The following is a 20687-nucleotide window of genomic DNA, read 5'->3' as shown; positions in this document are numbered from 1 at the left end:
GTGTCTCCTGTAAAGGGGCTGAGGCGGTCGGCTCGGGGCGGGGGATGGCTCAGGCGCCCGTGCCACCGCCGCCCGGCATGCCGGCGGCCGTGGGGATGACGTCGTCGATGAGGCCGTACTCCTTGGCCTCGAAGGCGTCGAACCAGCGGTCGCGGTCCGAGTCGCGGGTGATCTGCTCGACCGTCTGGCCGGTGTGCTGAGAGGTCAGCTCGGCCATGCGCTTCTTGGTGTGCAGCAGCCGCTCGGCGTGGATCTTGATGTCCGAGGCCGAACCGGCGAGGCCGGCGGAGGGCTGGTGGATGAGGATCTCGGCGTTCGGCAGCGCGAAGCGCTTGCCGGGGGTGCCCGCGCTGAGCAGGAACTGTCCCATGGAGGCCGCGAGACCCATCGCGATCGTCACCACGTCGTTCTTGATGAACTGCATGGTGTCGTAGATCGCCATACCGGCCGTGATCGAACCGCCCGGGCTGTTGATGTACAGGAAGATGTCCTTGTCCGGGTCGGCGGCAAGGAGCAGCAGCTGCGCGGTGATCTTGTTGGCGATGTCGTCGTCGACCGGCTGGCCGAGGAAGATGATCCGCTCGCCGAGCAGTCGGTTGTAGACCTGGTCGCCGAGGCCGCCACCGATGGAGGGCTCGCCGGCGGCTGAGGGCATCAGATTCGTCACGTATCCACCTGCTCGTCTTACGACGGCGCCGGGCCGTCTCACGTTTCCCTGCGGGGCTGGAGCCGCTTTCGGGGACTCCCCTGCCCTCGTATTCATGGACCCTAACGCGGTGACCCTCCGGTGCCATCCCGGTTCTGCGGGTGTTCGCCTCGGGCGTAGCGCCGTGACGGTGCCTGGTCATTGCCGGGTGCGGGTCCGCGGGTGGCTGGTCGCGCAGTTCCCCGCGCCCCTTGCGGCACTGTCCAGCCGTAAGCGAAAGGGCCCCGGCGTCGGAACGTCCGGGGCCCGTTTCACTTCCGTCGGGGACGGCGCGAGGGATCAGCCCTCGGTCTTCTCCTCGGCCTTGTCGGCCTCGGCGTCGGTGGACTCGGCGGCGGCCTCGGTGGCCTCCGTCTCCTCGTCCTCCTCGTCGTCCAGGTCGACGATCTCGCCGTTGGTGTCCTTGACCGTGGCCTTCTCGACCACGGAGGCCAGGGCCTTGCCGCGGGCGACCTCACCGACGAGGAGCGGGACCTGGCCCTGCTCGACGACGGCCTGGGCGAACTGGTCGGGGGACATGCCGGAGGAGGCGGCGCGGCGCATGAGGTGCTCGGTCAGCTCTTCCTGGCTGACGTTGAGCTTCTCCTGCTTGACCAGCTCGTCGAGGACGAACTGGGTCTTGATGCCCTTGACCGCGGCCTCACGGGTCTCGGTCTCGAACTCCTCGGCGGTCTTGCCCTGGAGCTCCAGGTACTTCTCCAGGTCGAGACCCATCTGGCCGAGCTGGTGGTGCTCGAGGTTGTGCTTACGGGTGTTGATCTCGTCCTCGAGGAGCTTCTCGGGGACCGGGACCTCGACCAGCTCGAGCAGCTTGTCCAGCACGCGCTCCTGGGCCTGGGTGGCCTGGTCGTACTGCTTCATGTTCTCGAGGCGCTTGCGGCTGTCGGCCTTGAGCTCGTCCAGCGTGTCGAACTCCGACGCGAGCTGCGCGAAGTCGTCGTCCAGCTCGGGCAGCTCGCGCGCGGCGACCTGGGTGACCTTGACGGTGACCTCGGCCTCCTTGCCGGCCGCCGAGCCGCCCTTGAGCTCGGAGGTGAAGGTGGCCTCGCCACCGGCCTCCAGGCCCTTCACGGCGTCGTCGATGCCGTCCAGCAGCTCGCCGGAGCCGATGGTGTAGGAGACGCCGTCGGCGACGCCGTCCTCCAGGACCTCGCCGTCGACCTTGGCCTGCAGGTCGATGGTGAGCACGTCGCCCTCGGCGGCGGCGCGCTCGACCGGGGAGGTGGAGGCGAAGCGCTCGCGCAGCTGCTCCACCGACTTCTCGACGTCCTCGTCGGTGACCTCGACGGCGTCGACCTCGACCTCGATGCCGGAGTAGTCCGGGATCTCGATGGAGGGGCGGATGTCGACCTCGGCGGTGAAGTTCAGCGTCTCGCCGTCCTTCAGCTCCGTGATGTCGACCTCGGGCTGGCCGAGCGGGTTCAGCTCGGCCTCGTTGACCGCGTCGGTGTAGAACTTGGGAAGCGCGTCGTTGACCGCCTCCTCCAGCACCGCACCGCGGCCGAACCGCTGGTCGATGACCCGGGCCGGGATCTTGCCCTTGCGGAAGCCCTTCACCGTGACCTGCTGGTTGATCTTCTTGTACGCCGCGTCGAGGCTGTCCTTGAGCTCCTCGAAGGGCACCTCGACAGTGAGCCGAACCCGGGTCGGGTTCAGGGTCTCCACGGCGCTCTTCACGGTTCGGTCTCCTTGGTGGCTGACTTCTTGGGTTCTGCCGGAACCAGAGTGTCCGGCAAATTTCGCCGCCCGGAGACTTCAGACGCTGAGACACACGGGCGTGCAGCTTGCATAGTAACGGCAGCGACTACACGGCCCAAAAGGCGATCACCCGGTGATCGGGCGGTGGTCGGGGTGGCGGGATTTGAACCCACGGCCTTCCGCTCCCAAAGCGGACGCGCTACCAAGCTGCGCCACACCCCGTCTGGTGCGACACAGAGGGTACATGCCGCCGGGCACCGGGGCCGCAGAGTTTCCCGGGCGTTCGTGAAGGTCCGGCGCGGACCGGAAGGGGTGTGCGGCGAACCGCGTCGACCCGCTACGATGCGTGCAGTGCCGCGGTCACCGACCTGCGGCGCGCGCTGTGCGGGCGTAGCTCAATGGTAGAGCCCCAGTCTTCCAAACTGGCTACGCGGGTTCGATTCCCGTCGCCCGCTCCGAGAGGCCTCCGGCCCGGTCCCCCAGGGATCGGGCCGGAGGCCTTCGTGCGCTTCGGAGGCGGGCCGGCGGTCTAGAACTGGATCGAGTTGACCATGTCGGCTATCGAGTCCAGGAAGCGCTGGATGTCGTCGGCCATGCCGGTCGAGGCCAGGAAGAAGCCGAAGAGGACCGCGACGATCGCCGGCCCCGCCTTGATGGACCCTCCCCGCAGCAGCACCACCAGGATGATCGCCAACAGCAGCACCACTGACAGCGAAATGGCCACAACTGATCACACCCTCGGTCGGTCCGCTCTCCCGGCCCGGAGGTGCGGAACCGCACACCCCCGCCAGAACCATCGTGCCACCAACCGGGCCTCGTCATGCGGCGGCTGACACATCGTCCGGCCGGTTCCGCCGACGGCACACTCCCCCGCGCACGCGGGCGCACTCGACTCCACCCTTCCGTACATGATTTCGAGAAGACGCCCGTACGAGGAATTCCGACCGCTTCGTTTCAATGCCCACACAACGCGTTCGCAGGTAATTCGAATTGTCGCGGGGGACACATCGGCAGGGGTATCGACAGGGTCGTCACAGGGAGAACACAGGGTCACCCACTGCCCCCGTAAGCGCATTGAAGCGGACATTCCAGCGGAGTCGCCCGCCGGTCTTATACGGTGCTTAGTCAGGACTTGTCATCACAAGTGGGGTGCACCAGACGGCGCTTCGGCCTGCCACGGTGGCGGGCGATGTGGGGGCCGTCACGCACCCGGAGAGGCCGTGTTCCCGAAATACGGGGGTACTCGCACGGTACTCACACCGTACTCAAGACCCGAAATGCAGGAATGACGTCGAGGGTTTTACGGAATCACACGGAGAACGCTAGGGTGCCTCAGATGTTCTACGCTGCCTCGTCCCCCTCCAGAGCAGCGAGGTCCTGTGACTACTCGCCGGTTTTCGGCGGGGGGTGGCATGACTAGCTCGCTGCGATCCGACGGCGACCGGAAGTCGCCGTCCCAACGCGCCCAGCCGAGCCGGCAGCGCGACGCGTTCTTCGACAACGCCAAGTACCTGGCGATCGTGCTGGTCGGTGTGGGCCACGCCTGGGGACAGATCCTGGACGGGAACCGGACCGTGGAGGCCCTCTACCGGGTCCTGTACACGTTCCACATGCCGGCGTTCATCATCATCTCCGGCTACTTCTCGCGCAGTTTCGACCTGAGCCCCAAGCGCGTCAAACGGCTGATCACCGGTGTCGCCGTCCCGTACCTCGTCTTCGAGGTCGCCTACACGCTGCACCGCCGTGTCAGCGAGGACCCGCAGAGCGACTTCAGCCTGCTGGACCCGACGTACCTCCTGTGGTTCCTGTGCGCGCTGTTCGTCTGGCGGCTGACCACCCCCATCTGGCAGACGGTCCGTTGGCCGCTCCCGATCGCCCTGGGCATCGCCGCGCTGGCCTCCGTGACGCCCACCGTCGACAACGACCTGAACATGCAGCGCGTGCTGCAGTTCCTGCCCTGCTTCGTGCTGGGTCTGCTGCTGCGCCCCGAGCACTTCCAGCTGGTGCGGCGCCGCGCGGTGCGGATCTGGTCCGTGCCGGTGGTCGCGGCGGCGCTGGTGGTCGGCTGGTGGTCGGTGCCGCGCATGGAGACCGGCTGGTTCTACCGCAACGCCGCCGTGCAGGACACGGGCGGCCCCTGGTGGTCCGGGCCGGTGCTGACGCTCGCGATCTTCGGCTGCTCCGTGGTGCTGTCCGCGTGCTTCTTCGCCTGGGTCCCCGGCCGGCGCATGTGGTTCACCGCGCTCGGCGCCGGCACGATCTACGGCTACCTGCTGCACGGCTTCCTGGTGAAGGAGGGCAGCTACACCGGCTGGTTCCAGAACTCCTTCCTGGACACGCCGCTCGGCGAGATCGGGCTCACCGTCCTCGGTGCCACCGTCATCACCCTGTTGTGCACCAAGCCCGTCCAGCGGGTCATGCGGTACGTGGTCGAACCGCGGATGGACTGGGCCTTCAAGCGGGACCCCGGCGACGCCGCCCGGGGCCGGGAGAAACGGGACGAGGACGGCAGCGGCGCGCGCGGGGCGTCCGCGGAGGCCACCGCGCCGCACGGCAGCGGCGAGAAAGTCTCCGTCTAGCCCTCCGGCCGGCTCCGCCCGCCGACGCGGCGCCCGTAGCTCATCCCCCGCCCACCCGACCGAGAAGTGCGCGCATCCGCGTGTACTTCTCGGTCAGTCGTGTGCGGGTGGCCTCGTCGAGGACGGCGAGCCGCGCGGGATCGGCGTTGTGCGCCAGGTCCGCCTCCTTGACCAGCCGCGCGCCGGGCGTGGCGAGGATCCGCGCGGCGTACGCCTCGGGCGGCTCCCCCGGCCGCTTGGTGAGGGCCAGGACGATGTCCTTGGTACGGCGGCTCAGCGGCGCCTCGTCCAGCCATCGCTCGGTCAGCGCGTCGTCCTCGACGGCGTCGTGGAGCCAGGCGGCGGCGATCTGCTCGTCGTCGCCGCCGCGTTGCCGTACGCCCTCGGCGACGGCTCGCAGGTGTTCGGCGTACGGCCGGCCCGCCTTGTCGGTCTGTCCGGCGTGGGCCGTGCGGGCGGTGGCCTCGACCTCGGCGAGGGACAGCGGCGCGGGGTCGGGGGAACGGGAGTCGTGGGACATGCGCCCAGTATGTCGGCGTGCCGGTGCGCGCTTTCGGTCCGTCTCCGTCGCGGGCCTTCGGTCCGTCGGCGTCGCGGGCCTTCGGTCCGCCGCCGTCGCGGGTTTTCAGTCCGCCGCCGTCGCGGGCCTTCGGTCCGTCGCCGTCGCCGTCGCGGACTGGGCCGTGGGGCCCTCCCGGCAGATCAACAGCAGGGCCCGGTCGTCGTTGACGTCCTTGGCCACCGCCTCGATCAGGTGCCAGGCCGCGCCGTGGAAGCCGCCCGCGACATAGCGGTCGGCCTCGCCGGTGAGGCGGTCGATGCCCTCGGCGATGTCCCGGTCGGAGGTCTCCACCAGGCCGTCCGTGAACAGCATCAGCACGTCGCCCGGCCGCAGGGTGCCCTTCACCTGGTCGAACTGCGCACCGTCGTACACGCCGAGCAGCGGTCCCTCGGCCGACTTCTCCTCCCAGCGGCCGGTGCCCGCGCTGAGCTGGAGGCCCGGCGGATGTCCGGCGGAGTACAGCTCGTAGTCGCCGGAGTCGAGGTCCAGGACGAGGTGGATGGAGGTGGCGAAGCCCTCGTCCCAGTCCTGGCGCAGCAGATAGCCGTTGGCGGCCGGCAGGAAGGCGTGCGGCGGCAGGCTGCCCAGCAGTCCGCCGAAGGCGCCCGACAGCAGCAGCGCGCGCGAGGCGGCGTCCATGCCCTTGCCGGAGACGTCGGTGAGGACGACCTCCAGGGTCCGGCCGCCGTTCGTGCGGGCCGCGACGACGAAGTCGCCGGAGAAGGACTGGCCGCCGGCCGGGCGCAGCGCCATCTCGCGGTGCCAGCCCTTGGGCAGCTTGGGCAGCTTGCTCTGGACGCGGATGCGTTCGCGCAGGTCGAAGAGCATGGTGCCGCCGCGCCGCCAGGGCACGCCGACCCGGCTGCGGAACTGGGCGACGAGGAGTCCGAAGAAGCCGCAGGCCGCCACGACGAGGACCACGCCGGGGGTGACCCGCGACGGTCCCTCGGTGTACGGGCCGAGCTGCACCGACTCCACGATCAGCGCGGTGGCCGCCGCGGCGTACAGGCCGAGCAGGCTCGCCGGGCGCAGCAGCAGGCCGCCGGCGACGATCGGGATGACCAGCGCGGAGGGCGAGCACCACACGGAGTTGGCCATCGTGGTGGCCGCGATGACGGGGATCGTCAGCAGCAGTCCGGCGAGCGCGATCCAGTCCGAGCCGTCGCCGCGGAAGTAGTCGACGGCGGCTCGGCGCACGCCGACGCGGGCCCGGTGCCACTGCTTCTTCCACCGGGCCGTGAACGTCTCGGCCTCCGCGCGCCGCTGTCGTCCTGCTGCCATTAGTTCGGGACCCTATCCATCGGACCGGCCGCTTGGCACGGGAGGTCCCACTTGTCCCCCGTCCGGGGCCGGACTTCACAGTGAACTTCACGAACGGCTTCCGCGCCGCAACCCCGCGGAAATTGCCTCGCCCGTCTCGTGCGGTCCTGATACGCATGCTGCATGGGACGGTCGACGGGTGATGACGGCGGTGACGGTGTGACGACGACGGTGGCCGCGGAGCCACGGGCGCTGCGGCGCGAGGAGTGGGACACGTGGTACGGGACGCTGATCCGTGCCTTCGGCGGGATCGCGGGGCCGGCCGAGGAGCTGGAGCTGTTCCGGGAGCTGACGCAGGTCGACCGGTCGATCGGCGTGTGGGAGGGCGACGGGCCGGGCGAGGAGTGCGTCGGGACGGCGGGGGCGTTCGCCTTCCGGATGACCGTGCCGGGCGGCGCGCGGGTGCCCACCGCGGGCGTGACGATGGTGAGCGTCGCCGCCACGCACCGGCGCCGGGGTGTGCTGACGTCGATGATGCGGCGGCAGCTGGACGACGTACGGTCCTGGGGCGAGCCGCTGGCCGTGCTGACGGCCTCCGAGCCGGCGATCTACGGCCGGTTCGGCTACGGCGCCGCGACCTTCGAGCTCGGCGCTGAGATCGACACGAGCCGGGTCCGGCTGTCGGTGCCGCCCGGCACGGACGACGTACGGCTGCGGTACGCGGCGCCCGCCGACGTGCTCGACGCGTGCGAGGCGGTGTACGCACGGCTGGTGCCGGCGCGGCCCGGGATGCTGGCCCGGCGGCCCGGCTGGGAGCGGCTGGGAGTGCTGGACCCGGAGAGCGGGCGGGACGGTGCTTCTCCGCTGCAGTGCGTGCTCGCGCGGCGGGACGGCGAGGTCACCGGGTTCGCGCGGTTCCGGGTGCGGCCGGGCTGGGGGCCGGAGGGGCCCAGGGGCACCGTGGTCCTGGACGCCCTGGCCGGCTTGGACCCGGCGACCGAGGCGGCGTTGTGGCGCTTCCTGTACGACATCGACCTGACCTCCACGCTGACGGTGCGGGGGCGGCCGGTCGACGAGGCGTGGCAGCACCAGGTGTCGGACGTCCGGCGGTGCCGGCCGGCGCTGCGGGACGCGTTGTACGTACGGCTGGTGGACGTGGGGGCGGCGCTCGCGGCGCGGACCTACCAGGCGCCGGTGGACGTGGTGTTCGAGGTCGAGGACGCCTTCTGCCCCTGGAACGCGGGGCGTTGGCGGCTGAGCGGCGACGCGAAGGGCGCGTCCTGCGAGCGTACGGCCGACGCGGCGGATCTCGTGCTGTCCGTACGGGAGTTGGGGGCCGCGTACCTCGGCGGGGTGAGCCTCGGTTCGCTCGGCGCGGCCGGGCGGGTGCGCGAGGTGCGGTCCGGGGCGCTGGCGGCGACGTCGGTGGGGTTCGGTTCGGACGTGGCGCCGTGGCTGCCGCACGGGTTCTGAGTCCGGACTCTCACCGTTTCTGACAGGTGGGGCACCAGAAGAGGTTGCGGGCGGCGAGGTCGGCGGTGCTGATCGGGCCGCCGCACAGGTGGCAGGGCTGGTTGGCCCGGCGGTAGACGTAGACCTCGCCCCCGTGGTCGTCGACGCGGGGCGGGCGGCCCATGGCCTCGGGGGTGTGCTCGGGGCGGACGGTGTCGATGCGGTTGTTCCGCACGCCCTCGCGCATGAGGCCGGTGAGGTCGTGCCAGATCGCGTCCCACTCGGCGGGGGTGAGGTCCCGGCCGGCGCGGTACGGGTCGATGCCGTGGCGGAAGAGGACCTCGGCGCGGTAGACGTTGCCGACGCCGGCGACGATCTTCTGGTCCATGAGCAGCGCGGCGACGGTGGTGCGGCTGCGGGAGATCCGGCGGTACGCCGCCGCGGGGTCGGCGTCCGGGCGCAGGGGGTCGGGGCCGAGGCGGTCGTGTATCGCCTGCTTCTCGGGGTCCGTGATCAGGGCGCAGGTGGTGGGGCCGCGCAGGTCGACGTGGGCGGTGCCGTTCGCCAGACGGAGGCGGGCGGTGTCCGTGGGCGGGGGCGCGGGGGTGGGTCCGAAGGTGACCTTGCCGAAGAGGCCGAGGTGGATGTGGACCCAGTGGTGGTCCTCGAAGCCGAGGAAGAGGTGTTTGCCGTGGGCGTCGGCGGTGGTCAGGACGGTGCCGTCGAGGAGGGCGGCGGAGTCGGCGAACTTGCCCTGGGGGCTGGTGACGCGGACCGCTGTGCGGGCGAAGGCGGCGGCGTAGTCCTGTGCCAGCCGGTGGATCGTGTGCCCCTCTGGCACGTGCGGTGTCCTTTCCAGTGCCCCGTTCCCGCCGGACCGTGCGCCCCCGGCGGTCGTGCGGCGGGGGCGGCAGGGCGACGGGGGTCTGCTACTGCTGCGGGTGGTGGGCGGGGATCGGCGGGAGGTCGCCCGTCGTCTCGTAGGCCGTGAGCATGTCGATGCGGCGGATGTGGCGCTCGTCGCCGGAGAACGGGGTGGCGAGGAAGGTCTCCACGAACTTCGTCGCCTCGTCCTGCGTGTGCATGCGGGCGCCGACCGCGACGACGTTGGCGTTGTTGTGCTGGCGGCCCAGCGACGCCGTCTCCTCGCTCCAGGCCAGCGCCGCGCGCACGCCCTTCACCTTGTTCGCCGCGATCTGCTCGCCGTTGCCGGAGCCGCCGATCACGATGCCGAGGGCGTCCTGGTCCGCGGCCGTGCGCTCGGCGGCGCGCAGGCAGAAGGGCGGGTAGTCGTCCTGGGCGTCGTAGATGTGCGGGCCGCAGTCGACGGGCTCGTGCCCCGCCGCCTTGAGCCATTCGACGAGGTGGTTCTTGAGTTCGAAGCCCGCATGGTCCGAGCCGAGATACACGCGCATGCGTCGAGTGTGACACGCGGGCCGGGACGCGGACGCTTCGGGTGCCGACTGGGAAAAAGAGATGTAAAACTTTAAAAGCTCAGGGAAAGCTCAAGTAACGATCCGGATTCAAAGGTTCCTGAATTCGTTCGCCTCCGTTTCACTGGTCCGGCTCGTACGCCGCTCGTACGGGACAGTGCTCGACCGGCGCAAAGGAAAACCCTCCCCATGACTTCGCAGCCGACCTTGACGACCGAACCCGAGGACGGGTCCGCAGACCCGTCCCGGCCCCGATCCGGACTTCACGCCGGGCTCAAGAACCGCCATCTCACGATGATCGCCATCGGCGGCGTCATCGGAGCCGGCCTGTTCGTGGGCTCCAGTTCCGGGATCGCCACCGCGGGACCCGGCATCCTTCTCTCGTACGCCCTCGTCGGCACGCTCGTGGTGCTGGTGATGCGGATGCTCGGGGAGATGTCGGCCGCCAATCCGACCTCCGGGTCGTTCTCCGCCCACGCCGACCGGGCCCTCGGACCCTGGGCCGGATTCTCCATCGGCTGGCTCTACTGGTTCTTCTGGGTCGTGGTGCTGGCCGTGGAGGCGACGGCCGGGGCCAAGATCCTGGAAGGGTGGATACCCGCCGTACCGCAGTGGGGGTGGGCACTGATCGTGATGATCGTGCTGACCGCCACCAACCTCGCCTCGGTCGGCTCCTACGGCGAGTTCGAGTTCTGGTTCGCCGGGATCAAGGTCGTGGCCATCGCCGCGTTCATCGTCGTCGGCGGGCTGGCCGTCTTCGGACTGCTCCCGGGTGTGGACAGCGACCGGGCGGGGCTCGGCAATCTGACCGAGCACGGCGGATTCCTGCCGAACGGGCCGGGGGCCGTCCTGACCGGCGTCCTGCTCGTCGTCTTCTCCTTCATGGGCAGCGAGATCCCCACCCTCGCCGCCGGAGAGTCCGAGGACCCGCAGCGGGCCGTCACCAAGGCGACCAACAGCATCATCTGGCGCATCGCCGTCTTCTACCTCGGGTCCATCTTCGTCGTGGTCACGCTGCTGCCCTGGGACGCGCAGTCGATCGTCGACCAGGGTTCGTACGTCGCCGCGCTGGACTCGCTCGGCATCCCGAACGCCGGCGAGATCATGAACTTCATCGTGCTGACGTCCGTGCTGTCCTGCCTGAACTCCGGGCTCTACACGGCCTCGCGCATGGCGTTCTCGCTCGGTGAGCGCGGGGACGCGCCGAAGGCCTTCGCCCGGACCACCCGGCGCGGGGTGCCGCAGACGGCGATCCTGTCGTCCGTCGTCTTCGGCTTCGTCGCGGTCTTCTTCAACTACAAGTTCCCCGACACGGTCTTCCTCTTCCTGCTCAACTCCTCCGGCGCGGTGGCCCTCCTCGTCTGGCTGGTCATCTGCTTCTCGCAGCTGCGCCTGCGGAGGATCATCCAGGCCGAGACCCCGGAGAAGCTGGTCGTGCGGATGTGGCTCTACCCGTACCTGACCTGGGCGGCCGTCGCGGTCATCGTCTTCGTGCTCGGCTACATGCTGACCGACACCGAGCACGACGGGCGCAGCACCGTCCTGCTGACGCTCCTCGTCGCCGCGGTCGTCCTCGCCGTCGCCTTCGTCAAGCAGCGGATCACCGCGCGGAGGGCCGTCGCCGGGACCGGGAAGGGCTGACCGGACTTCGCGGACGCATGAAAGAGGCTCGCCGGGGCGCTGTCCGCGCTCCGGCGAGCCTCTTTCGCGGGCCCGGAAGCCGCTAGCGCTTGTCGGCCAGCTTCCACGCGGTGGGCAGGACGCCCATCGCCAGCGCGGCCTTGAGCGCGTCGCCGATCAGGAACGGGGTGAGGCCGGCCGCGATCGCGGCGCCGAGGGACATGTCGGCGGCCAGGGCCAGGTACGGCACGCCGACGGCGTAGATGATCGCCTCGCCGAGCAGCATCGTGCCGGCCGTGCGCAGCATCGAGCGGTCGGCGCCGCGGCGGGCCAGGGCACCGACGACCGTGGCGGCGAGCAGCATGCCGAAGACGTAGCCGAGGGACGGGGCGGCGGTGCCGGAGCCGCCCTCCGCGAACCACGGCACGCCCGCCATGCCGACCAGGGCGTACAGCGCGAGCGAGAGCAGGCCGCGGCGGGCGCCGAGCGAGGTGCCGACGAGCAGGGCCGCGAAGGTCTGGCCGGTCACCGGCACCGGGGAGCCGGGCACGGGCACGGCGATCTGGGCCGCGACGCCGGTGAGCGCGGCGCCGCCCGCCACGAGCGCGACGTCCCGGACTCGGGAGGCGGGGATGAGGTCGGCGAGGACCTGCCCGGATCGGCGGGCGGAAACGGCAGCGGTGCTCATGGGGACTCCGCGGTGGTGTGGACATGTCGGGACACCGCGACGCTATCCCAGCCGCCCGGAGCCGATCACCAGCAGCGCTCGACAAAGGCCCGCTCATCGGCTTGGTGGGCTCCCGACAAAGGGGGGCGGGATACACGCGCGTGCGGGTGACACCGGTCACCGAGGGGGTGAGGCGGCCGTCACGGCGGACGGGTGCCGTGTCCGGATGATCACGTTGCGTGGCCCGGCCGTCCGTATCGTGGGCAGCCGGTGTCGCGGGACGGCGCGAGACCGGAGACTGTGGGCGTTTTTGCCCTGCCCCCACCCCCCCCACTCCCCCCAGCACCCCCACCCGCTCCCCCACGCATTGGACGAGCCGCTCCATGTCCAACAGCACCACCACGAAGGCGCCGCAGCAGTCGGCGGACGCCTCCCTCTCCCACGGCCTCAAGCAGCGCCACCTGTCGATGATCGCGCTCGGCGGGGTGATCGGCGCCGGGCTGTTCGTCGGCTCCGGGGCCGGCATCGCCGCCGCCGGGCCCTCGATCGTCGTCGCCTACACGATCTCCGGCCTCCTCGTGATGCTGGTGATGCGGATGCTCGGCGAGATGTCCGCCGCGTATCCGTCGTCCGGTTCCTTCTCCGCCCATGCCGAGCGGGCGATCGGCCCCTGGGCCGGGTTCACCGCCGGCTGGGCGTTCTGGGTGCTGCTGTGCACGGCCGTCGGCCTGGAGGGCATCGGCGCGGCGCAGATCGTGCACGGCTGGCTGCCGGGCACGCCCGAGTGGGCGTGGGTGGCGCTGTTCATGCTGGTGTTCTGCGGGACGAACCTGGCCGCCGTGAAGAACTTCGGCGAGTTCGAGTTCTGGTTCGCCGCCCTCAAGGTGGGCGCGATCTCGCTGTTCCTGGTGCTGGGCGTGCTGGCGATCTGCGGCGTCCTGCCGGGCACCGACTCGCCCGGCACCTCCCACCTGGGCGACTTCCTGCCGAACGGCGGCAACGGTCTGATCATCGGTCTGCTCGCCTCGGTGTTCGCCTACGGCGGCCTGGAGACGGTGACCATCGCGGCGGCCGAGTCGGAGAACCCGGTCAAGGGCGTGGCGAGCGCCGTGCGGACGGCGATGTGGCGGATCGCGCTGTTCTACATCGGCTCGATGGCGGTCATCGTGACCCTGGTCCCGTGGGACTCGCCCGAGGTGGTCGAGAAGGGCCCCTACGTCGCCGCCCTCGACGAGCTGGGCATCCCGGGCGCGGGTCAGCTCATGAACGTCGTGGTCCTGGTCGCGCTGCTCAGCGCCATGAACGCCAACATCTACGGCGCCTCCCGCATCGGCTACTCGCTGGTCGAGCGGGGCCAGGGGCCGAAGGTGCTGGGCCGGGTGTCGGGCGGGGTGCCGCGGATCGCGGTGCTGGTCTCCTCCCTGTTCGGCTTCGGCTGCGTGCTGCTCAGCTACTGGCGGCCGGACGACGTCTTCTCCTGGCTGCTGAACATGATCGGCGCGGTCATCCTGGTCGTCTGGATCTTCATCGCCGCCTCGCAGCTGCGGCTGCGCCGCCGCCTGGCGCGGGAGGCGCCCGAGAAGCTGGTCGTGCGCATGTGGGGCTTCCCGTGGCTGACCTGGGTGGCGCTGGCCGGCATGGCCGCGGTGTTCGTCCTGATGGCCCGCGAGCCGGACACGCGGGTGCAGCTGTACTCGACGGGCGGGATGACGCTGTTCCTGGCGGCCGTCGGCTACGCCCGGCAGCGGCGGCGGGCGCGCCTCGGCTGACACGAGACGCCCGATTCCTCCGAGGGCCTCCGCACGCTCGCGTGCGGGGGCCCTTTCGTGTGCCCGCGGCACGCCCCCGCGCCTTCCCGACCTCTTGCTGCTAGCGTGCACTTGCAAGCCTTTTGCAATAAGAGGTCGGAGGGGATCCGCCATGTCCGTCTACACGCTTCCTGAACTGCCGTACGACTACTCCGCGCTGGCTCCCGTGATCAGTCCCGAGATCATCGAGCTGCACCACGACAAGCACCACGCGGCGTACGTCAAGGGCGCCAACGACACGCTGGAGCAGCTCGCGGAGGCGCGGGACAAGGAGACGTGGGGCTCGATCAACGGCCTGGAGAAGAACCTGGCCTTCCACCTCTCCGGCCACATCCTGCACTCGATCTACTGGCACAACATGACCGGTGACGGCGGCGGCGAGCCGCTGGCGGCGGACGGCGTGGGCGACCTCGCCGACGCGATCGCCGAGTCCTTCGGCTCCTTCGCCGGCTTCAAGGCCCAGCTCACCAAGGCCGCGGCGACGACCCAGGGCTCCGGCTGGGGCGTCCTGGCGTACGAGCCGCTGAGCGGCCGGCTGATCGTCGAGCAGATCTACGACCACCAGGGCAACGTCGGGCAGGGCTCCACCCCGATCCTGGTCTTCGACGCCTGGGAGCACGCCTTCTACCTGCAGTACAAGAACCAGAAGGTCGACTTCATCGACGCCATGTGGGCCGTCGTCAACTGGCAGGACGTGGCCAGGCGCTACGAGGCCGCCAAGTCCCGCACCGACGCGCTGCTGCTGGCTCCCTGAGAGCCGGCCGCGCCCGATCGTCCTGCCTCGTGATCGTCTTCTCAGCCTTCACCGGGCAGGCGGAATGAGGGAAGCCCCCGCGAGGACGTGACTCGCGGGGGCTTCCTGTGCGCGGGGGACCTACAGGTTGCTGAAGTCCGGGCCCTTGGTGCGGGTCCGCTTGATCTCGTAGAAGCCCGGCACGGAGGCCACGGCGAGGGTGCCGTCCCAGAGCTTGGCGGCGTCCTCGCCCTTGGGGGCGGGGGTGACGACCGGGCCGAAGAAGGCGAGCTGCTCGCCGTCGGCGCCGGGTACGGCGATCACCGGGGTGCCGACCTCCTGGCCGACCTTGTCGATGCCCTCCTTGTGGGAGGCGCGCAGCTGGGGCTCGTACGGGGTGCCGTCCCAGTGGTCCATGAGGGACTCGGGCAGGCCGACGTCCTTCAGTGCGGCGGCGACCGTCTCCTTGCCCGGGCCCTGCTCCTGGTTGTGGATGCGGGTGCCGAGCGCCGTGTAGAGGTCGCCGAGCACCTGCGCACCGTGCTCCTCCTGGGCCGCGATGACCACGCGGACCGGGCCCCACGCCTTGACCTCGAGCATCTCGCGGTACTCCGCGGGCAGCTCGTCGAGCTTGTCCTCGTTGAGGACGGCGAGGCTCATGAGGTGCCAGCGGACCTCGATGTCCCTGACCTTCTCCACTTCCAGGACCCAGCGGGAGGTCATCCAGGCCCAGGGGCACAGCGGGTCGAACCAGAAGTCGACGGGCGTCTTCTCCGACATGTCTCTCCTCATGAGGCGCGCGAGTATGCCTTTCCCGGGGCAACCGGCCGGTCGGCCCGCCCATTCCCGGCTGCCGTGCGTCAGGGGCACATGGCAGGATCAGTGCTGTCCGCATACTGAACACCACGGAACACCAGTCGTATACCGAAGCCGTATACCGAACACCATCCGAGGAGTGCCGCCCGTGCCCGGTGAGAATCTGTCCCGCGACGAGGCCCGGGAGCGGGCCGCACTGCTGTCCGTCGACGGGTACGAGGTGTCCCTCGACGTGCGCTCGGCCGTCGGTGACGCGCAGGGCGAGGGCCCGCGCACGTTCCGGTCCGTCACCACGATCCGCTTCCGCTGCAACGAGCCCGGCGCGAGCAGCTTCGCCGACCTGGTCGCACCGAGCGTCACCGCCGTCTCCCTGAACGGCCGCGACCTCGACCCGAGCGAGGTCTTCGACGGCTCCCGGATCGCCCTGGAGGACCTGGCCGCCGACAACGAGCTGGTGGTCGACGCCCAGTGCGCCTACTCCCGCACCGGTGAGGGCCTGCACCGCTTCGTCGACCCGGAGGACGGCGAGGTGTACCTGTACACCCAGTACGAGCCGGCCGACTCCCGCCGGGTCTTCGCCAACTTCGAGCAGCCGGACCTCAAGGCGCCCTTCCGCTTCGAGGTGCGCGCGCCCGAGGAGTGGACGGTGTGGTCCAACGGCGCGGGCGAGCGGGCCGACGGCGTGTGGCGGTTCGCGGAGACGAAGCCGATCTCGACGTACATCACGTGTGTCGTGGCCGGTCCCTACCACTACGTGACGGATTCCTACGAGCGCGTCCTCGAGGACGGCACCCGGCTGGAGATCCCGCTCGGCGCCCTGTGCCGCAAGGGGCTCGCCCCGCACTTCGACGCAGACGACGTCTTCCTGATCACCAAGCAGGGCCTCGACTTCTTCCACGACCACTTCGACTACCCGTACCCCTTCGGGAAGTACGACCAGGCGTTCGTGCCGGAGTACAACCTCGGCGCGATGGAGAACCCGGGGATGGTGACCTTCCGGGAGGAGTACATCTTCCGCGGGAAGGTGACGCGGGCGTCGTACGAGGGCCGCGCCAACACGATCCTGCACGAGATGGCGCACATGTGGTTCGGCGACCTGGTCACCATGGAGTGGTGGGACGACCTGTGGCTGAAGGAGTCCTTCGCCGACTTCATGGGCGCCTTCGCCAACGTCGGCGCGACCCGCTTCAAGGACGCCTGGATCACCTTCGCCAACCGCCGCAAGGCGTGGGCGTACCGCGCCGACCAGCTCCCCTCCACGCATCCGATCACGGCCGACATCCGTGACCTGGAGGACGCCAAGCTGAACTTCGACGGCATCACCTACGCCAAGGGCGCCTCCGCGCTCAAGCAGCTGGTGGCGTACGTCGGGCAGGACGCGTTCCTGGAGGGCGCGCGGCGCTACTTCAAGCGGCACGCGTACGGCAACACGCGCCTGGGCGACCTGCTGTCGGTCCTGGAGGAGACCAGCGGGCGGGACATGGCGGCCTGGTCGCGCTCCTGGCTCCAGACGGCCGGCGTCAACTCGCTCACGCCGCAGGTGCTGCTGAGCGCGACGGGCACGGTCGACGAGCTGGCGGTGGTGCAGGAGGCCGCCGAGTCGCACCCCGAACTGCGCCCGCACCGCGTCGCCGTGGGCCTGTACCGGCGTACGGCCGAGGGCACGCTGGAGCGGTACGCGCGCGCCGAGGTGGACGTCGAGGGGCCGCGCACGGTGGTCGCCGAGCTGGCCGGTGCCGAGGCGCCGGAGCTGGTCCTGGTCAACGACGACGACCTCACGTACTGCAAGACGCGCTTCGACGACACGTCGCTGGCGACGCTGCGCGAGCACCTGGGCGCCGTGACCGACCCGCTGGCCCGCGCCCTGTGCTGGTCGGCACTGTGGAACATGACGCGGGACGCGCTGCTGCCGGCGCGGGACTTCGCGGCACTGGTGCTGCGGTTCGCGGGGCGCGAGTCCGACATCGGCGTCCTGCAGATGCTGCACGCCTGGACCGGCTCGGCGCTGGTGCACTACGCCGCCCCCGAGTGGCGGGAGACGGGCGGCCGGCTGCTCGCCGAGGGCGCGCTGCGCGAGCTGCGGGACGCGGCACCGGGCAGCGAGCACCAGCTGGCGTGGGCGCGGTTCTTCGCGTCGGTGGCGGCCGAGGAGGCGGACCTGGCGCTGCTGCGGGGTCTGCTGGAGGGCACGGAGAAGATCGACGGGCTGGACGTGGACCAGGAGCTGCGCTGGACGTTCCTCGCCCCGCTCGCGGCCCACGGCGCCGCCGACGAGGGCGTCCTGGCCGCCGAACTGGCCCGCGACGACACGGCCTCCGGCAAGCGGCACCAGGTGCGCTGCCTGGCCTCGCGGCCCTCGGAGGCGGTGAAGGCGCAGGCCTGGGCGCAGGTGGTGGAGTCCGACGCGCTCTCCAACGCCCTGGTGGAGGCGACCATCGCCGGCTTCGCGCAGTCCTCCCAGCGGGAGCTGCTGGCGCCGTACACCGAGAAGTACTTCGCGGCGATCGAGCGGGTGTGGGCCGAGCGGTCCATCCAGATCGGGATGGACGTGGTCCGGGGCCTGTTCCCGTCGCTGCGGGACTCCCGGGACACGCTGGACGCGACCGACGCGTGGCTGTCCGCGCACGAGGGGGCGGCGCCGGCGTTGCGGCGGCTGGTGCTGGAGGCGCGGGACGATCTGGCGCGGGCTCTGCGGGCGCAGGCTTGCGATGGGGGTGCGTAGGGGTTCGGTTGGTCGTCGGGTGCGGGTGCGTCGTGGCTTGTCGCGCTCACGCGGCGGAGCCGCACATCGACGCAGCCCCGCGCCCCTTCCGGGGCGCCTGCACTGCCCGGCGCGGCAAGAGCACCGGAGCTTTGGCCAACGATTGAGCGTTCCGTCGTCGTTACGGAATTCGGGCAATAGCAGCCGTAACCCCTGGGCCGCACTGTGGCGGACCAGGGGTTTTCGGCATCCGAACAGGCGTCCTTTAGTCCGGCCTTGTCCCGGTTCGGCGATGGGCGTGTAACAGCGGTTAAGGGGCCGATCGGGCGCGGGAAATTGCCGGTCATGACGCACAACACCCCGCTCTCCCCCCGCCCCCGCCCGCTCCACGACCTGGCCGACGGCCGGCGTCCGCTGATGACGGTCGCCCAGTTGCGGGCGCACGGTGTCTCCGCCGCCGAGACCAACGAGCAGTGCCGGCCGGGCGGGCCCTGGCAACAGCTCCTGCCGAACGTCGTCCTGCTGCACCCCGGCCCGCCGACCAGCGAGGAGCGCCTGCACGCGGTGCTCCTGTACGCGGCGCGGGACCGCGGCCCGGGCGCGGCTTCCGCGGCGGCCCCCGGGGTGTCCGTCTCGGTGCCGGTCCAGCCGGGCGGGGAGCAGCCGCGGGTGCCGGCCTACGCGGAGGCGATGATCACGGGCCTGGCCGCGCTGACGCTGCACGGCTTCTCGTCCACTCCCCCGCTGCCGTCCCTGGACCTCATCGACGTCCTGGTCCCGCGGCTGCGCCGGCTGCGTACGACGGGCTGCGCGCGGGTCGTACGCACCGCGGCGCTGCCGACCGCCGTGGAGCTGACCGGGGTTCCGGTGGCGCCGGTGGCGCGGGCGCTGGCGGACGCGGTGGCGGAGCTGACCGATCCGGGCATCGTGCGCCGGCTGCTGACGGAGGCGGTGCGCGGCGGGCACTGCGAACCGGCGGCGGTGGTGCGGGAGCTGAACCGGGCCCGGCTGCTCAGCCGCCCGCACGTGGTGGACGCCGTGGACTCGCTGGTCGCCGAGGGGCGGGCGCTGGCCGAGCAGCGCCTGTACCGGATGGTGCGCGAGCACGGTCTGCCGGAGCCGGTCTGGAACGTCGACCTGCGCCTGCCCGGCGGCCCCCACCTGGGCGGTGTGGACGCCTTCTGGCCCGAGCATGCGGTGGCGCTGGAGCTGGACATCCGGGCGCACCGGACGCGGGAGGACGACGCCGCCTGGGCGGAGCACGCCCGCAAGCGCGAGCACCTGGAACGGCTCGGCATCACGGTCGTGCACCTCACCCCGCGCAAGCTGCGGGACTGCCCGGAGCACCAGGCGGCCGTCGTGCGCACCGCCCTGATGGCGGCCGGGGACCGGGAGCCCGCCGCGTACGTCGTGGTGCTGCCCCGGTAGTCCCGTGGGCGCGGGACCACCGGGGCGGCGGCTCGGCCGTCAGTCGCCGCAGAACTCCGCCTCGATCACCGCGTCGCTGTCGCCCGACCAGTCGCCGTTGAAGTTGAAGGCGAGCGCGTGCCGGCCGTCCCGCGTCGTCACCGCCTCCGACGAGGAGCCGTGGATGCCGCCGCCGTGCCCCCAGACGGTCACTCCGCAGTCGAGTTCCCGCTTGATCAGACCGAGGCCGTAGGAGGCGCCCGGCATCGCGGGGACCGTGGTGGTCATCTCGGCCAGCTGCTTCGCGGGCAGCAGCCGGCCGCGGAGCAGGGCGGTGTAGAAGCGGTTCAGGTCGGCCGAGTCGGAGATCATCTCCCCCGCCGAGCCGGCCATGGACGGGTTGAGCCGGGTGACGTCGTACGTCGGGCCCGTCGCCGACTCGGCCAGCTTGGAGTAGGCGCGGCTGCTGGGCCGCGGCAGGCTGACCCGGGTGCCCGGGACCGACGTGGCGCGCAGCTTCAGCGGGTCGATGATCCGGCGGCGCACCTCTTCGGCGTACGGGCGTCCGGTGGCCTCCTCGATCACCATGCCGGCCAGGATGTAGTTGGTGTTGGAGTACCTCCAGTCGGTGCCGGGCGCGAAGTCCGGTTCGTGGGCCGTGGCGATCGCCACCAGCTGCCGCGGCGTCACCGTGTCGTAGCGGTGCTCGAGGAAGCCGTCCCTGGCGAAGTGGGTGCGGGCGAACTCCTCGTCGGCGGTGTAGTTGTAAATGCCGCTGGTGTGGTTGAGGAGCTGGCGCAGGGTGATGCGGTCCCCGTGGTTGCCGTTGCCCTCGACCACGCCCGGCAGCCACTCGTCCACGGTGTCGTCCAGTGAGAGCCGGCCCTCGGCCTCCAGTTGGAGCACGACGGTGGCGACGAACGTCTTGGTGATGCTGCCGACGCGGTAGCGGTCCCGCTCGGAGCGCGGCTCGCCCGTCCCGAGGTCACCCACTCCCTCGGTCCGGGACCAGGTGCGGTGGCCGTCGCGGGCGGTCGCGGTCACGCCGGGCACGCCGTCCGCGACCGCGGCCTTCAGGGCGCGGCGGGTCGCGTCGTGTCCGTCGGTGGCCGGCGCCGCCACGGCCGGGGCGGCGAGGGCCGCCGACAGTGCCACGGCGCAGGCCGTCACCAGGGTGGTTCGAACGCGTACGGTCATGTCTTCCCCGTCCTCTGTGTCCTCTGTTGCGTTCCGACAGGTCCCGGG

Annotated in this window: 17 protein-coding genes and 2 tRNA genes; 8 read left to right on the top strand and 11 right to left on the bottom strand. The window is 71.0% G+C overall.

Translation table 11 applies throughout. The annotated features are described in order from the left end of the window. Positions 1–49 precede the first annotated feature (49 nt). The 3 genes from D1J63_RS24435 to D1J63_RS24425 all read right to left on the bottom strand — a co-directional run bounded on the left by D1J63_RS24435 (position 50) and on the right by D1J63_RS24425 (position 2626). Positions 50–655 carry an ATP-dependent Clp protease proteolytic subunit gene (locus tag D1J63_RS24435; protein WP_051005918.1) on the bottom strand — a complete coding sequence of 202 codons (606 nt, stop codon included), beginning with the start codon at positions 653–655 and terminating at the stop codon, positions 50–52. A gap of 330 nt (positions 656–985) precedes the next feature. Beyond that, a complete protein-coding gene (gene tig, locus D1J63_RS24430) occupies positions 986–2383 on the bottom strand; it encodes a trigger factor (protein WP_125631668.1) in 1398 nt (465 codons plus the stop codon). Between the two features lie 166 nt (positions 2384–2549). After that, positions 2550–2626 (bottom strand) — tRNA-Pro (locus D1J63_RS24425). A 162-nt stretch (positions 2627–2788) separates the two neighbouring features. Here D1J63_RS24425 and D1J63_RS24420 point away from each other — a divergent pair. Beyond that, positions 2789–2859 (top strand) — tRNA-Gly (locus tag D1J63_RS24420). A gap of 74 nt (positions 2860–2933) precedes the next feature. On the opposite strand, the gene D1J63_RS24415 is transcribed toward D1J63_RS24420, so the two are convergent. Next, positions 2934–3128, bottom strand: coding sequence for a hypothetical protein (locus D1J63_RS24415; RefSeq protein WP_007449834.1), 195 nt, complete (start codon positions 3126–3128; stop codon positions 2934–2936). Between the two features lie 688 nt (positions 3129–3816). Between D1J63_RS24415 and D1J63_RS24410 the strand changes: the two genes are divergently transcribed. Further along, on the top strand, positions 3817–4983 hold the full coding sequence (locus D1J63_RS24410) for an acyltransferase family protein (RefSeq protein ID WP_125631666.1): 1167 nt from the start codon (positions 3817–3819) through the stop codon (positions 4981–4983). Between the two features lie 40 nt (positions 4984–5023). On the opposite strand, the gene D1J63_RS24405 is transcribed toward D1J63_RS24410, so the two are convergent. Together D1J63_RS24405 and D1J63_RS24400 are read right to left on the bottom strand one after the other, a co-directional pair. Continuing rightward, positions 5024–5503 carry an HD domain-containing protein gene (locus D1J63_RS24405; protein WP_102928705.1) on the bottom strand — a complete coding sequence of 160 codons (480 nt, stop codon included), beginning with the start codon at positions 5501–5503 and terminating at the stop codon, positions 5024–5026. Between the two features lie 105 nt (positions 5504–5608). Beyond that, the gene (locus D1J63_RS24400; RefSeq protein ID WP_125631664.1) at positions 5609–6826 is read right to left on the bottom strand and encodes a PP2C family protein-serine/threonine phosphatase; all 1218 of its coding nucleotides are present in this window, start codon (positions 6824–6826) and stop codon (positions 5609–5611) included. A 162-nt stretch (positions 6827–6988) separates the two neighbouring features. Here D1J63_RS24400 and D1J63_RS24395 point away from each other — a divergent pair, with 162 nt between their 5' ends. Then, positions 6989–8278 (top strand): GNAT family N-acetyltransferase, encoded by a 1290-nt coding sequence (locus D1J63_RS24395; protein ID WP_206436785.1) that lies wholly within the window; start codon positions 6989–6991, stop codon positions 8276–8278. Between the two features lie 10 nt (positions 8279–8288). Here the strand turns inward: D1J63_RS24395 and D1J63_RS24390 are convergent, their stop codons facing one another. Together D1J63_RS24390 and D1J63_RS24385 are read right to left on the bottom strand one after the other, a co-directional pair. Further along, positions 8289–9098, bottom strand: a complete 810-nt coding sequence (locus tag D1J63_RS24390; protein ID WP_125631662.1) for a DNA-formamidopyrimidine glycosylase family protein — start codon at positions 9096–9098, stop codon at positions 8289–8291. Positions 9099–9186: 88 nt separating this feature from the next. Further along, the gene (locus D1J63_RS24385) at positions 9187–9672 is read right to left on the bottom strand and encodes a ribose-5-phosphate isomerase (RefSeq protein ID WP_102928702.1); all 486 of its coding nucleotides are present in this window, start codon (positions 9670–9672) and stop codon (positions 9187–9189) included. 207 nt (positions 9673–9879) lie between these two features. On the opposite strand from D1J63_RS24385, the gene D1J63_RS24380 reads away from it, so the two are divergent. Beyond that, on the top strand, positions 9880–11331 hold the full coding sequence (locus tag D1J63_RS24380; RefSeq protein ID WP_125631660.1) for an amino acid permease: 1452 nt from the start codon (positions 9880–9882) through the stop codon (positions 11329–11331). Between the two features lie 82 nt (positions 11332–11413). Here D1J63_RS24380 and D1J63_RS24375 read toward each other — a convergent pair whose 3' ends face one another. After that, positions 11414–11998 carry a biotin transporter BioY gene (locus D1J63_RS24375; protein WP_125631658.1) on the bottom strand — a complete coding sequence of 195 codons (585 nt, stop codon included), beginning with the start codon at positions 11996–11998 and terminating at the stop codon, positions 11414–11416. 362 nt (positions 11999–12360) lie between these two features. Here D1J63_RS24375 and D1J63_RS24370 point away from each other — a divergent pair, with 362 nt between their 5' ends. Together D1J63_RS24370 and D1J63_RS24365 are read left to right on the top strand one after the other, a co-directional pair. Further along, on the top strand, positions 12361–13746 hold the full coding sequence (locus D1J63_RS24370) for an amino acid permease (RefSeq protein ID WP_125631656.1): 1386 nt from the start codon (positions 12361–12363) through the stop codon (positions 13744–13746). Between the two features lie 151 nt (positions 13747–13897). Beyond that, positions 13898–14539: a superoxide dismutase gene (locus D1J63_RS24365; RefSeq protein ID WP_125631654.1), complete on the top strand. Its 642-nt coding sequence runs from the start codon at positions 13898–13900 to the stop codon at positions 14537–14539. 120 nt (positions 14540–14659) lie between these two features. Here the strand turns inward: D1J63_RS24365 and D1J63_RS24360 are convergent, their stop codons facing one another. Then, positions 14660–15298, bottom strand: coding sequence for a DsbA family protein (locus D1J63_RS24360; protein ID WP_164712952.1), 639 nt, complete (start codon positions 15296–15298; stop codon positions 14660–14662). A 184-nt stretch (positions 15299–15482) separates the two neighbouring features. On the opposite strand from D1J63_RS24360, the gene pepN reads away from it, so the two are divergent. Continuing rightward, positions 15483–18056 (top strand): aminopeptidase N, encoded by a 2574-nt coding sequence (gene pepN, locus D1J63_RS24355; protein ID WP_164712951.1) that lies wholly within the window; start codon positions 15483–15485, stop codon positions 18054–18056. 324 nt (positions 18057–18380) lie between these two features. Next, the gene (locus D1J63_RS24350; RefSeq protein WP_164712950.1) at positions 18381–19463 is read left to right on the top strand and encodes a hypothetical protein; all 1083 of its coding nucleotides are present in this window, start codon (positions 18381–18383) and stop codon (positions 19461–19463) included. 39 nt (positions 19464–19502) lie between these two features. On the opposite strand, the gene D1J63_RS24345 is transcribed toward D1J63_RS24350, so the two are convergent. Next, positions 19503–20639, bottom strand: a complete 1137-nt coding sequence (locus tag D1J63_RS24345; protein WP_206436784.1) for a serine hydrolase domain-containing protein — start codon at positions 20637–20639, stop codon at positions 19503–19505. Positions 20640–20687 lie beyond the last annotated feature (48 nt).

Source organism: Streptomyces sp. KPB2, from assembly GCF_003950055.1.
In the GTDB taxonomy this organism is placed as follows: domain Bacteria; phylum Actinomycetota; class Actinomycetes; order Streptomycetales; family Streptomycetaceae; genus Streptomyces; species Streptomyces salinarius.
The sequence above is the reverse complement of the archived record's forward strand: the minus strand, read 5'-3'. Positions and strand labels throughout refer to the sequence as shown.